Source organism: Streptomyces sp. NPDC001220 (assembly GCF_053597895.1).
The window spans coordinates 66759-78780 of sequence record NZ_JBSFJE010000002.1 but is presented as its reverse complement, the minus strand read 5'-3'; the positions used below and the strand labels follow the sequence as shown (position 1 = coordinate 78780).

At 72.6% G+C, this 12022-nt stretch carries 8 protein-coding genes; 3 read left to right on the top strand and 5 right to left on the bottom strand.

Annotated features, from left to right (window positions below; translation table 11 throughout):
- Positions 1-297: 297 nt before the first annotated feature.
- Positions 298-1725 carry an MFS transporter gene (locus ACWDGI_RS04940; RefSeq protein WP_450755439.1) on the bottom strand — a complete coding sequence of 476 codons (1428 nt, stop codon included), beginning with the start codon at positions 1723-1725 and terminating at the stop codon, positions 298-300.
- A 101-nt stretch (positions 1726-1826) separates the two neighbouring features.
- Between ACWDGI_RS04940 and ACWDGI_RS04935 the strand changes: the two genes are divergently transcribed.
- Both ACWDGI_RS04935 and ACWDGI_RS04930 read left to right on the top strand, forming a co-directional pair.
- Positions 1827-2822 (top strand): helix-turn-helix transcriptional regulator, encoded by a 996-nt coding sequence (locus ACWDGI_RS04935; protein WP_450755437.1) that lies wholly within the window; start codon positions 1827-1829, stop codon positions 2820-2822.
- Between the two features lie 86 nt (positions 2823-2908).
- Positions 2909-3256, top strand: coding sequence for an SCO4225 family membrane protein (locus ACWDGI_RS04930; RefSeq protein WP_450755435.1), 348 nt, complete (start codon positions 2909-2911; stop codon positions 3254-3256).
- Between the two features lie 48 nt (positions 3257-3304).
- Here ACWDGI_RS04930 and ACWDGI_RS04925 read toward each other — a convergent pair whose 3' ends face one another.
- Positions 3305-4756, bottom strand: coding sequence for an MFS transporter (locus ACWDGI_RS04925; RefSeq protein WP_450755433.1), 1452 nt, complete (start codon positions 4754-4756; stop codon positions 3305-3307).
- Positions 4757-4887: 131 nt separating this feature from the next.
- On the opposite strand from ACWDGI_RS04925, the gene dusB reads away from it, so the two are divergent.
- Positions 4888-6075 (top strand): tRNA dihydrouridine synthase DusB, encoded by a 1188-nt coding sequence (dusB, locus tag ACWDGI_RS04920; RefSeq protein WP_450755431.1) that lies wholly within the window; start codon positions 4888-4890, stop codon positions 6073-6075.
- A gap of 22 nt (positions 6076-6097) precedes the next feature.
- Here the strand turns inward: dusB and ACWDGI_RS04915 are convergent, their stop codons facing one another.
- The 3 genes from ACWDGI_RS04915 to ACWDGI_RS04905 form a co-directional block, all read right to left on the bottom strand.
- Complete coding sequence (locus ACWDGI_RS04915) at positions 6098-7669, bottom strand: sulfatase-like hydrolase/transferase (RefSeq protein WP_450756465.1); 1572 nt, start codon at positions 7667-7669, stop codon at positions 6098-6100.
- Positions 7670-8569: 900 nt separating this feature from the next.
- Positions 8570-10507, bottom strand: a complete 1938-nt coding sequence (locus tag ACWDGI_RS04910) for an amylo-alpha-1,6-glucosidase (RefSeq protein ID WP_450755429.1) — start codon at positions 10505-10507, stop codon at positions 8570-8572.
- 64 nt (positions 10508-10571) lie between these two features.
- On the bottom strand, positions 10572-11993 hold the full coding sequence (locus ACWDGI_RS04905; protein ID WP_450755427.1) for an MGH1-like glycoside hydrolase domain-containing protein: 1422 nt from the start codon (positions 11991-11993) through the stop codon (positions 10572-10574).
- Positions 11994-12022: the final 29 nt, after the last annotated feature.

Below are 12022 nucleotides of genomic sequence, written 5' to 3'. Positions count from 1 at the left end.
CGCTGCAGCCGAACGACGGCGTTTCACGGTGTCCGCCTCCGCCGAAGGTCGCGAGGAACTCCGCGACCGGCCGCCCTGAAGGGGCGCGGGGAACTGCGCGACCGGCCACGACGGCGCCGCGGCCGAACGACGGCGTTTGACGGTGTCCGCGTCCACCGAAGGTTCACGAGAGACTCCGCGACTGGTCGCCCTGAGGGGGCGCGGGGAACTGCGCGACCGGCCACGACGGCGCCGCGGCCGAACGACTAGCCGAACGACGGGCACCTCACGGCGTCCGTGTCCACGTCCGAGGCGCGGTCAGCGCACCGTGCGGGGCAGCCGCAGGCTGAGCAGGCCGGTCAGGACCACCAGGCCCAGTTGCACCAGCAGGGTGACCACCAGGGCGTCCCGGGTGCCCTGGTGCGGGACCAGGGAGAGGAACAGGGTGCCCAGCGTGGCCACACCCAGGGCCAGGGCGGACTGCTGGGTGGTGACCATCACCCCGCTGCCGACGCCGGCCCGCGCGGGCGGCACCTCCGACATGACCAGCCGCAGCACGTTGGGGAGTTGGAGGGCCTGACCGGCCCCGGCGACCGCGACCCCGGGGAGCAGCCCGGTGAAGTCCAGGTGCGGCCAGTCCCGCCAGGCGGCCAGCGCGATCAGGACGATGCCGATCCCCTGGATCACCGAGCCGGCCGACACCACCCGGCTGCCGTACCGCGTGATCAGCCGCGGCCCGGCCAGTGACACGAACAGGAAGACGACGGCCATCGGCGCGAGCGCAAGCCCCGCCGGGACCGGGTCCATCCGCTCCCCGCTCTGCAGGGCCACGGCGATCACGAACATGAACCCGCTGAAGCCGATGGAGAACGGCACCATCAGCACCAGCCCCCGGCGCAGCGAGGTGAGTGCCAACAGGCTCGGCGGGACCAGCGGGGTACGGCCGGCCCGGTCGGCGCGGCGCTCCACGGCGTAGAAGGCGGCGGCCACCCCGGGGAACGCGGCCAGCGACAGCCAGGTCCACAGCGGCCAGCCCGCCGCCCGGCCCTCGGTGAGCGGGGCGAGCAGGGTGAGCAGGGAGAGGGCGAGCAGGACGGTGCCGGGTCCGTCGACGGGTTCGGGCCGCTGCGACCGAGTCTCCGGCACGAACCGCGCACCCAGCACCAGCCCGACGAGCACGACCGGCACGTTGACGAGGAACACGGAGCGCCAGCCGGTGCCGGCGATGTCCGCGGCGACCAGCACCCCGCCGAGGATCTGTCCGGCGACCATGGAGAGGCCGGCGGTGGCGCCGTACAGGCTCATGGCCTTGGCGCGGCGGCCGCCGCTGGTGGCGGTCTGGATGGTGGCGAGGACCTGCGGGAGCATCGCGGCGGCCGCGGCGCCCTGGGCGACCCGCGCGGCCACCAGCGACCAGGCGCCGGGCGCCAGTCCGCAGGCCAGCGAGGTCAGCCCGAAGGCGGCCATGCCGGCGAGGAAGAGGCGGCGGCGCCCGAACAGGTCGCCGAGCCGGCCGCCGAGCACCAGCAGCACGGCGTAGGCGACGCCGTACCCGGCGACGACGAGTTCCAGGACCGCCTCGCTCGCGTGCAGGTCGGTTCCGATGGTGGGCAGGGCGACGTTGACGATGAAGAAGTCGACGAGGGGCAGGGCCGCGGCCAGCAGGACGGTGAACAGCCCGGGCCCGCCGAGCGCGGCGGCCCCGGACGGGGACCGTACGGCCGGAGTGGTGACGGTTTCGGTCATGGTCCTGAGCCTGCGCCGGTGCTCAGCCGGGTACCAGAGTCTTCTTATCCTGGTAGCAGAAGTACCTGGCAACAGGATCGGCGGGGCGGCAGGCTGGAGCCATGACGACCTCGGCCCATGAGACGGTTCGTACGACGACGGCGACGACGTCGAGGGTGACGGCGGCGACGGTGGGGGTGACGGCGGCGACGTCGAGGGTGACGGCGGCGACGGCGGGGGCGGCCGCGCCCGCTCCGGCGCCCCGCAGCGCCGTCGGTATCCGGCGCAGCGAACTGGCCGTGTTCCTGCGCAGCCGACGAGAGCGGATCACCCCGGAGCAGGTGGGGCTGCCGCACGGCGCCCGCCGCCGCACGCCCGGCCTGCGCCGCGAGGAGGTCGCGCACCTCTCCGCGGTCGGCGTCACCTGGTACACGTGGCTGGAGCAGGCCCGGGACATCCAGGTCTCCGTGCAGGTCCTGGACGCCCTCGCGCGCACCCTGCTGCTCGACGGCAGCGAGCGCGCCCACCTCTTCCAGCTGGCCGGTGCCGTCGACCCGACCCCGGCCGCGAGCTGCTCAGGCGTCACCCCGGCACTGCACCAGATGCTGCGCGCCCTGGAACCCCTCCCGGCCTGCATCCAGAACAGCCGCTACGACATCCTTGCCTACAACCGCACCTACGCCCGCCTGATGGGCGACCTGGAGGCGGTCCCGCCCGAGGACCGCAACTGCATGATCCTCGTCTACACCGACCCCGAGTGGCGCCGCTCGATCGTGCACCTGGAGGAGACCCGCCGTGTGATGGCGGCCAAACTCCGTGCCTCGATGGCCGGTCATCTCGGTGAGCCCGCCTGGAAGATGCTGGTCAAGCGGCTGACCGCGGAGTCCCCGGAGTTCCGTGCGAACTGGGAGCGCTACGAGGTGATGGACCTGCGCACCCGGACCAAGCAGTTCCTCAACCCGTACGTCGGCTTCCTGTCCCTGGACCACACGGACCTGTGGCTGACCCGCGAGACCGGGGCACGCCTGGTGACCTACACCCCGACGGACGACGAGTCCCGGGAACGGCTGGAGGAGCTGTACACGCTGGCTGTCTCCGCCGGGCAGGAGCGGGGCTGAGTACGGGTACTCAGGACAGCACGCCGCCGTCGGCAGACCATCAGGGAGGAAGAGCAACCGACGACCGGCCCCGGGGGGATCGACCGATGACAACCGGCCCTGCGCGCACCCTTGTCCGACTGACGCTCGCCAACCGTGTCTCGGTGGCCTATCTCGCCGTGGTCGCCGTCGTCGTCGTCAAGGCCGCGGCGGACTCCCTCGCCGCCGCCGACGGTCCCGCCCAGGACTTCGCCTGGCTCTGGCCGCCCCTGGTCACCTTCCCCGCGTTCCCGCTCGTCGCGGCACTGGGCCGGACGGCATCGGGTACGGCGGAGCTGCCGGCCTGGTCCTTCGCCGCCGTGCTCGTCGTATCGGCGTTACTGCAGTCCCTGGCCCTGGGCACCCTGGGGCAGGCGATACGGACCCGCCACCAGCGGATGCTCGGCTCCTGCTGACCGCCGCCCGTCCTGCCGACGCCGGCGGGGCGGGGGCGGGGGCCGGGGTCACACCCGCTCGCCGGCCCCCACCACCTGGCGTATCTCCGCCGACTCCAGGCGCTGCGCGGCGCGTTCGGCCGTCGCCCGGGCCCAGCGGCCGTTCGTCAGGGCGCCGATGGTGAGGACCGCGAGCCCGCAGGCGGCGAGGATCCACCAGCCGGGGCGGGCGGCGGTCACGAAGGTCTGGCGGTACGGCGACGAGCCGATCCCCGACGCGAGGACCGCGCCGATGACCGCCACGCCCAGGGTCTGGCCCAGCTGCCTGCTGGTGGAGGCGACCGCGGCGGCCACACCCGCCTGGGACCGCGGCATGCCGGAGACCGCCGTGTTGGTGATCGGCGCGTTCACGAAGCCGAAGCCGATACCGAACAGGACGTAGCCGAGGAAGAGGGTGGTGTCGGAGGTCTCCGCCTCGAAGGCCGCGAACAGCACCGCGCTCGCGGTCATCGCGACCCCGGCGATCACCAGCGGCAGCCGTGGACCCCGGCTGCCGACCAGGCGGCCGGCGAGCGGGGCGCACAGGAACATCGGGACGGCCATCGGCAGCATCCACAGGCCGGCGTGCAGGGCGTCAAGACCGCGCACGTTCTGCAGGTACAGGGTGGACAGGAACAGGAAGCCGCCCAGCGACGCGAACGCGCTGATCGCGGTCACGGTGGCCCCGCTGAACGGCGCCGAACGGAAGAACCGCAGGTCGATGAGGGGTTCGGTGCGCCTCGGCTCGTACCAGAGGAGGCCGGCGAGGGCGGCGAGGGCCACCACCGCGAAGGGCACCACCGCGGCCGCGCTCGCCGTCGGCGCCTCGATGATCGAGTACGTCAGCGCGCCGAACAGCGCGATGACCAGCACCTGGCCGACCGGGTCGGGCCGGCGGGCCTTCGGCGCCCGGGACTCCGGCACGAAACGCAGCGTCAGCAGCAGCGCGGCGAGACCGACCGGGAGGTTGACCCAGAAGATCGCGCGCCAGCCGACCGACTCCACCAGCAGGCCGCCGACCAGCGGTCCGGCGGCCATGGATATGCCGACCACCGCACCCCACACGCCGATCGCACGGGCCCGCTCACGGGGGTCGGTGAAGGTGTTGGTGATGATCGACATGGCCACCGGGTTGAGCATCGAGCCGCCCACCGCCTGGAGCATGCGGAACGCGATCAGCGATTCGAGGTTCGGCGCCAGCGAGCAGAGCAGCGAGCCCAGCGAGAAGACGACCAGGCCCGTCATGAAGACCTTCTTGCGGCCGACCCGGTCGCCGGTCGACCCCGCGAGCATCAGCAGCGAGGCCAGGACCAGCGTGTAGGCGTCGATGGTCCACTGCAGGCCGGCCGTCGAGGCGTGCAGTTCACGCTGCATGGACGGCAGGCCGACATTGAGGGCGGTCGTGTCGAGACTCACGATCAGCAGGCTCATGCAGCAGATCGCGAGCACGAGCATGCGTCGGCGGGGGCTCAGCTCGGGCATGCGTTCCATCGTACGCCCGTTTCGATAGTGCGTCTAACTAATGAGTGTTACATGATCATGACGGAGGGTGTCGGATCCGCGGTTGTCCACAGGCCGGCCGAGCACCGCGCGCAGTACGCGACAATGGGGGAATGCCCGAGCCCATGACCCCGCTCCAGATCGGCCCGCACACCGTCCGGCCGCCGGTCGTCCTGGCCCCCATGGCCGGGATCACCAACGCACCCTTCCGGACCCTGTGCAGGCAATTCGCCGGAGGCGGAGGCTTCGCCGGAGGCGAGGCGAAGGACGCGGCCGGCGGGGGCAAGGGGCTGTTCGTCAGCGAGATGATCACGACCCGGGCGCTGGTCGAGCGCAACGAGAAGACCATGCAGTTGATCCGCTTCGACGCGACCGAGAAGCCGCGCTCGATCCAGCTGTACGGCGTCGACCCGGCCACCGTCGGCAAGGCCGTCCGCATGATCGCGGAGGAGGGCCTGGCCGATCACATCGACCTGAACTTCGGCTGCCCGGTCCCGAAGGTCACCCGCAAGGGCGGCGGCTCGGCCCTCCCCTACAAGCGCAACCTGCTCCGCGCGATCCTGCGCGAGGCGGTCAGCGGCGCGGGCGACCTCCCGGTCACCATGAAGATGCGCAAGGGCATCGACGACGACCACATCACCTACCTCGACGCCGGCCGGATCGCGGTCGAGGAGGGTGTCACCTCGATCGCGCTGCACGGCCGTACCGCCGCCCAGCACTACGGCGGCACCGCCGACTGGGAGGCCATCGCCCGCCTCAAGGAGCACGTCCCGGAGATCCCGGTCCTCGGCAACGGCGACATCTGGTCGGCCGAGGACGCGCTCAGGATGGTCCGGGAGACGGGCTGCGACGGAGTGGTCGTCGGACGCGGCTGCCTGGGCCGGCCGTGGCTGTTCGCGGACCTGGTCGCCGCGTTCGAGGGCCGTCACGACGACATCGCGCGTCCGTCCCTGCGCCAGGTCGCCGACGTCATGGTCCGGCACGCCACGCTGCTCGGCGAGTGGCTCGGGGACGAGTCCAGGGGAGTCGTCGACTTCCGCAAGCACGTCGCCTGGTACCTCAAGGGCTTCGCGGTCGGCAGCGAGATGCGCAAGCGCCTCGCCATCACCTCCTCGCTGGCCGAACTCCGCGCGGGCCTGGACGAACTGGACCTCGACCAGCCCTGGCCCACGGGCGCCGACGGCCCCCGCGGCCGTACGTCCGGCAACAACCGGGTGGTGCTGCCGGACGGCTGGCTCAAGGACCCCTACGACTGCGCGGGCATCGGTGAGGACGCGGAGCTGGACACCTCCGGCGGCTGAGGCCGAAGGCGTCCCGTGCGCGTCAGTTCGTCTTCGGGTGCGGCGTGGAGCCGTAGGCCGTCAGGAACCGGTCGCGGAAGGAGCTCATCTTCCACACCGGGGCGTCGTGCGCCGGACGCAGACCGTCGGTCCAGTTCCAGGAGTCGATCGCGTCAAGCACCTTCGGGTCCTTGGCGACGATCGAGATCGGCACGTCACGGCTGGCGTGGTTGCCGCTGACCCGGGCGATCGGCTGGTGGTCGCCGAGGAAGACGAGCACCGTGTCGTCGTTGCCGTAGCGCTCCAGCCACTGGGTGAGCGCGGTCACCGAGTACTGGACCGACTTGCCGTACTCCTGGCGCGACTTGGTGGTGTCGGCGATGACGTCCGACGCCTTGTTGCCGGCCTTCTGGATGGCGTCGAAGACCGAACCGTCGCCCAACTGGTCCCACGGCACCATCTTCGGGATCGGCGCCCACGGCTGGTGGCTGGAGGTCAGGATCAGGAACGACATCCGTGACTTGCCGTCGGCCGGCTGCTTGCTGTGCACCCGGTCCTGGAACTGCTGGAGCGCGTACTGGTCGGGCATCGTCGACCAGCTGAACTTGGGCCCCTTGTACCCGAGCTGGAAGGCGTTGTAGACCTTGTCGAGGCCGTAGTAGCTCTGCTCCGGCCAGCCCTTCTGGATGCCCGGCATCACACCGACCGTGTCGAAGTCACCGGTCTTCTGGAAGGCCTTGGTGATGCTGAGGTGGTCGCTGGCCATGACGGTCCGGTAGCGCTGCTGGTTGCTCACCCACAGCCCCGACATCGTCGTGGAGTGCCCGAGCCAGCTGCTGCCGCCGTAGGTCGCCGACGTCAGCCACCCGCTCTTGGCGGCGAAGCCGGCCTTGGCGAGAGCCTGGGTCTGGGCGTCGAGCGTCTTGTCGACACCGGGCGCCATGATCGGGTCCTCGATGGCGCTCCGGCCGTAGCTCTCGATGAACGTGAAGATCATGTCCTTGCCGCGCAGGTCCGGCACCAGCTGGGCGGCCGGGGTGTTCCCGAAGGCGTCCACCTTGGCGACCTTCCGGAACTCCGCCTCGTCGTGCAGGGTGTCCCGCACCTGACGGGCCTTGATCTCCAGTGCGGTCGCGGTGCGGTCGGAGGCCAGCGGCACGCCGCCGGCGATCTGGAGACCGAAGGAGGAACAGGTGATCCAGACGACACCCGCGATCAGCGTCCCGCGGGTGGCCCGCCCCGGATGCCGGGCCAGCAGATTGCTCAGCCGCACCGTCGCCAGGGCGAGCAGCACGAACAGCAGCAGCACGAGGACGACGGCACCGACGCTGACGGCGACGGTGGCCGTCCTGCCCAGGGTGTCCTCCAGGTACGACTCCGCGTCGCCGAGCAGGCTCCAGTCCAGGATGGCGTTGAAGCTCCGGCCGAGGTACTCGGTGAACCCCATGTCGAGGAAGTTGATCAGGGTCAGCGCACCGAGCACGACGCCGAACACCGCGGCCAGCACGATGCGGGGCCGCCGGGGCAGCGCCAGCGCGACGGCGGCCGCGATGATCCCCTCGGACGGTATCCGCAGGAACTTCACCGGCCCGAGCCCGACGACGGTGTTCGGCATCACCAGGGCGGCGATCACCAGCGCGGCGCACAGCACGGTGACGCCGATGGACAGGGCGGAGGCGGCGCCGGGATGAGCCTCCCGCCAGGCCTCCCGCCGCGCCCGCACCCGCCCACTCCAGGCCGCCCAGCCGCGACGGCGGGGGCCGGCGGAGTCGGGCACGGGGGTATCGCCGACGTCAGGGACATCCGGACCGTCCGAACCGTCCGAACTGCCCGGAACAGAGGCACCGACGGCCTCCCGCTCACCTCCGCCACCGTCCCCGGCTTCGACTTCGGGACCGGCGACGGACTCGGACGCGGCGGCTTCGGAGTCGGACTCGGCGGACCTCGACTCGGGCGCGGCGTCAGTGGATTCGGTGGCGGACGCCGGCTGCTCGGCCGTTCCGGCGGACGCCGGTTCGGATTCGGCCGCGGCGGCGGGTTCCGGCCTGGGATCCGGGGATTCGGCCTCCGGGACGGTGCTCTGCGCGGCCGTCTCCCCGGGCTCCGCGGGCAACGCGTCAGCAGTCGCCTCGGCGGCGGCCCCGGATATCTCGGGAGCCGTTTCCCGCTCGGACGTCAGGGCCTCGGACTCCTCCGGTGCGCCCTCGCGTTCGGACGGCCCCGAGGGCGTGTCCGATGACTGGCGAATGCTCGTGTGCTGAGGCAACCCGGAGGTCCTTCCGTGCGAGACCCGTGAAACGGAGAACGGCGGGCCAATGCCGGGGAGGTCCCGGCCCGCCATCCTCCCGTACGGCTCACCCAAGCCCCCTGTTCAGGGCCAACGGCAAACACCGGGCAAACGCATATCAACCCGCGCCCCAAGCCGGCGCCGCGAAGGGGTGCGCGGCTGCGTCGACACGCGGCTCCGCCGCGTGGGCGTGACAGGCCCCCGCCTTGTCGCGCCCGGCACCCGACCCTACGCCCCGCCCACGGCAGTGAGCAGCGCCAGCGGCGCCGCCGCCGACCGGGACTCCCGCACACACGCGTGCGGATACGGCACCGGTTCCGGATGCGTGTCCCTCCCGTACCCGGCCAGCACCTCCGGCAGCCGGTGCCCGCCCGCCGTCGCCGCGTCCACCAGCCCGTGCGCCACGGCCCGCGCCTCGTCGTGCAGCCCGTACCGTGCCAGGCCCAACGCGATCAGCGCGTTGTCGTGCGGCCACACCGACCCCCGGTGGTACGACAACGGGTGGTACGCCGCCTGCCCCGCGGCCAGCGTCCGTACCCCCCACCCCGAGAAGAAGTCCGGCTCCAGCAACCGCCGCCCGACCTCCTCCCCGTACTCCTTGTCGAGCAGCCCGGACCACAGCAGATGCCCGGCGTCCGAGGCGAGCGCGTCGACCTGCCGGCCCTCCCCGTCCAGGGCCAGCGCGGGGAACCCCGCCCTGTGCATCCAGAAGTCCCGCTGGAACCGGTCCCGCAGATCGGCGGCGGCCTGTTCGAGGAGCGCCGCGTAGGTCTCGTCGGCCCACACCGTCCGCGCCACCCACGCCGTCCGGCGCAGCGCGTCGTACGCGTATCCCTGTGCCCCCGCCGCCATCACGGTCCCCACCGGCCGGCTGCCGTCGGCGGAGCAGATCGCGCCGGGGGAGTCCTTCCAGTTCTGGTTGGCGAGGCCGCCCTTGTCGGCGCGGTAGACGAGATAACCGCGTGAGGTCAGCCCGCCGTGGTCGAGCATCCAGCCGATGGCCGCCCGGGCGTTGCGTTCCAGGCGCCGGGCCATGCCGGTGTCCCCGGTCTGCTCCACATACGCGCCCAGCAGGATCAGGAAGAGCGGGGTGGCGTCGACGGAGCCGTAGTAACGGCCGTACGGCACCTGCCCGAAGTGCGCCAGCTCCCCGTGCCGTACCTCGTGGACGATCTTCCCGGGCTGGGCCACGGAGTGCGCGCCGGCCTCGGTGGCCTGGGTGGCGGCGAGGGCCGGGAGGGTGGCGGCGGCCAGCCGGGGCCGGTAGGGAAGGGCGAAGAGGGAGGTGATCAGGGCGTCGCGGCCGAGCAGGGTGAGGAACCAGGGGGCGCCCGCGGCGGGGACCTTGAGCTCCTCGCCGTCCGGGCCGGTGGCCGGCACCTGGAGCGCGGCGAGGTCGGAGAGGCCGCGGGCGCAGGCCGCCGCCAGCTCGGGCCAGCCGGTCGGGAAGGCCACGCCCTCGACGAACTCACCCTCCAGCGTGAGGAGTTGTTCGTTCAGGGCGGCCGGGTCGCGGGGCACGCGCAGCGCCCGCCGGTCGCCGTGCGGGCGCCCGATGACCCGGACGACCAGCTCGGTGGTGCCGTGCGGCGCGAGGTCCAGCGTCCACACCATCCGCCGGGCGCCGGTCCCGGTCTCCTCGACGCCGTCCGGCGCCGGTTCGGCGGTGATCGTCGTACAGGACCGCCACTCGCCCCGGCGGTAGCCGAACTCCACTCCGTCGTCGAGGACCTGGCGGGAGCGTACGGCGCCGGACTTGGTGTAGGTGCGGTGGTCGGCGCGGAGCTCGAACTGGTCGGTGAAGTCGGCGTCCGCGGTGATCGCGAGCCGGATCGTGGTCGGCACCGCGCGGTTGCTGGTGACCCGCAGGGACTCGGCGAACGAGCCGTCACCGACGGCCTGTTCACGGAAGAGGGTGTGCGCGGGCGGTTCCTGGCGGCCACCGCGCGGGACCAGCACACACCGGGTGCCGTCCCCGCCGGAGACCGGGGTGAGCACCTCGGGCAGCGCCCCGTCGACCGTCAGCTGCCAGCGGCTGAGGTGCCGGGCGTCCCGTACGAATAACCCGTCCGGGGAGCCGCCGCCCCGGACGCCGCTGATGTCTCCGCGGTCGTCCACGGCGGCGAACGTCGCGCCGTGCACGAGCAGATGATGCCGGTCCGTCATCCCCGGTCCCCTCCTTTGTTCCCCAGGTCGAACGTGCGGTGTCCGTGGAAGACACCTCGTTTTGTCAGCTCTTGTCCGCATCTTGACGATTCCGGAGTCCGTGGTGCGGCGCGTGCCGCCGGTGGTGCAGATCGAGCGCGAGCGCCGCCGTCCAGCTGAACCCGGTCGCGCCGCACGCCTCGCCCGTGTACGGGTCGACGTACTCGGCGAACCCGGTCGCGCCGGCCGTCCGTACGACCGCCGCGCCGAGCGCGTCCGCCCGCTCCCGCTCGCCGTGTTCGCGCAGCCCCCGCTCCAGCAGCCAGCCGGTGTTGGCCCAGGCCGGGCCGCGCCAGTACCGGTGCGGGTCGAAGGCCGCGCCGAGCAGGTCGTAGCTGGGGACCAGACGGGTGCCGGTGCCGAAGTGCGGGCCGCTCAGCGTCCGGACGAGCGCGGCGGCGATCTCGCGCGGCAGCTCCGGGAGGATCAGCGGGATCAGGCCCGAGACCCCGCGCTCGGGGATCAGGCCGCCTCGCAGGTCCCGGCAGAGGAAGATCTCCCGCTCCGGGTCCCACAGCCGGTCCACCAGCGCCGCCGTCAACCGCTCCGCGCGCGCGTGCCGCGCCGTCCCGGTGGCCCCCAACTCCTGCGCGATGCGCGCGAGGGCGTGCTCGGAGGCGATGAGCAGGGCGTTGAACGCCGGGTCCTCGACGGCGAACTCGCGCTGCCGGTCCGCGTATTCGGCGTCCCGGTAGTCCGTCGCCAGCCGCACGTACCGCCCGTAGTCCAGATCCGTCGGCCGGTCCTCGGCGGCCCCGTGGTCCAGGTCGGCGCGGTGGAAGGAGCGCGCCGGAGCGGGCGCGACACGGGCCAGCGGGGCGTCCCAGCAGGGGCTGTTGTCCATACCCTGTTCCCAGGGGTGCACGACGGACGCGAGACCGCCGCCGCCGAGGTCCCGCCGGTGCAGCAGATAGCGGTGCCAGGCGGCGAGCCGAGGGTAGGCGGTCGCCAGGAAGCCGCGCGCCCGGGACAGGCCGGGATCGGCGAGGTGCACCAGCCAGGCCGCGAGCGCGTGCACCGGTGGCTGCACGATTCCGGAGGTCTGTACGGTGCGCGGGGCGCCCGCGGCGCGCCCCGCGGTCGAGGAACGCCAGAAGTCGGGGCTCGGGAAGTACGCGTCGAGGGGCACGGAGGGGTTGAACACGATGTGCGGGATCCGCCCGTCGGCCCACTGGGCGGCCAGCAGCGTCTCCAGCTCGGTCTGCGCGCGCAGCGGCGACAGGTGCCTGAGGCCGATCGCGACGAACGCCGAGTCCCAGGACCACTGGTGCGGGTACAGGCTCCGGGACGGCACGGTCGAACTGCCGGTCCAGTTGTCGGTGAGCACACGTGCGGCCCTGACGTGCAGGGACGCCGGGCCGGTGGTGCCGGGGGCGCGCGTGGAGGGTGGATCGTATGCGATCTCGGAAGCGAGCGCATGGGCTGTGAGCTGGGCAGTGCGATCCACTCGGGGCTCCCCGAAGACGTCCGGCCGAC

Excerpts from the sequence above, each read along its gene's own strand:
- ACWDGI_RS04940 (WP_450755439.1), bottom strand. The coding sequence starts at position 1,725 with ATGACCGAAACCGTCACCACTCCGGCCGTACGGTCCCCGTCCGGGGCC.
- ACWDGI_RS04935 (WP_450755437.1), top strand. The coding sequence starts at position 1,827 with ATGACGACCTCGGCCCATGAGACGGTTCGTACGACGACGGCGACGACG.
- ACWDGI_RS04930 (WP_450755435.1), top strand. The coding sequence starts at position 2,909 with ATGACAACCGGCCCTGCGCGCACCCTTGTCCGACTGACGCTCGCCAAC.
- ACWDGI_RS04925 (WP_450755433.1), bottom strand. The coding sequence starts at position 4,756 with ATGCCCGAGCTGAGCCCCCGCCGACGCATGCTCGTGCTCGCGATCTGC.
- dusB (WP_450755431.1), top strand. The coding sequence starts at position 4,888 with ATGCCCGAGCCCATGACCCCGCTCCAGATCGGCCCGCACACCGTCCGG.
- ACWDGI_RS04915 (WP_450756465.1), bottom strand. The coding sequence starts at position 7,669 with ATGCCGAACACCGTCGTCGGGCTCGGGCCGGTGAAGTTCCTGCGGATA.
- ACWDGI_RS04910 (WP_450755429.1), bottom strand. The coding sequence starts at position 10,507 with ATGACGGACCGGCATCATCTGCTCGTGCACGGCGCGACGTTCGCCGCC.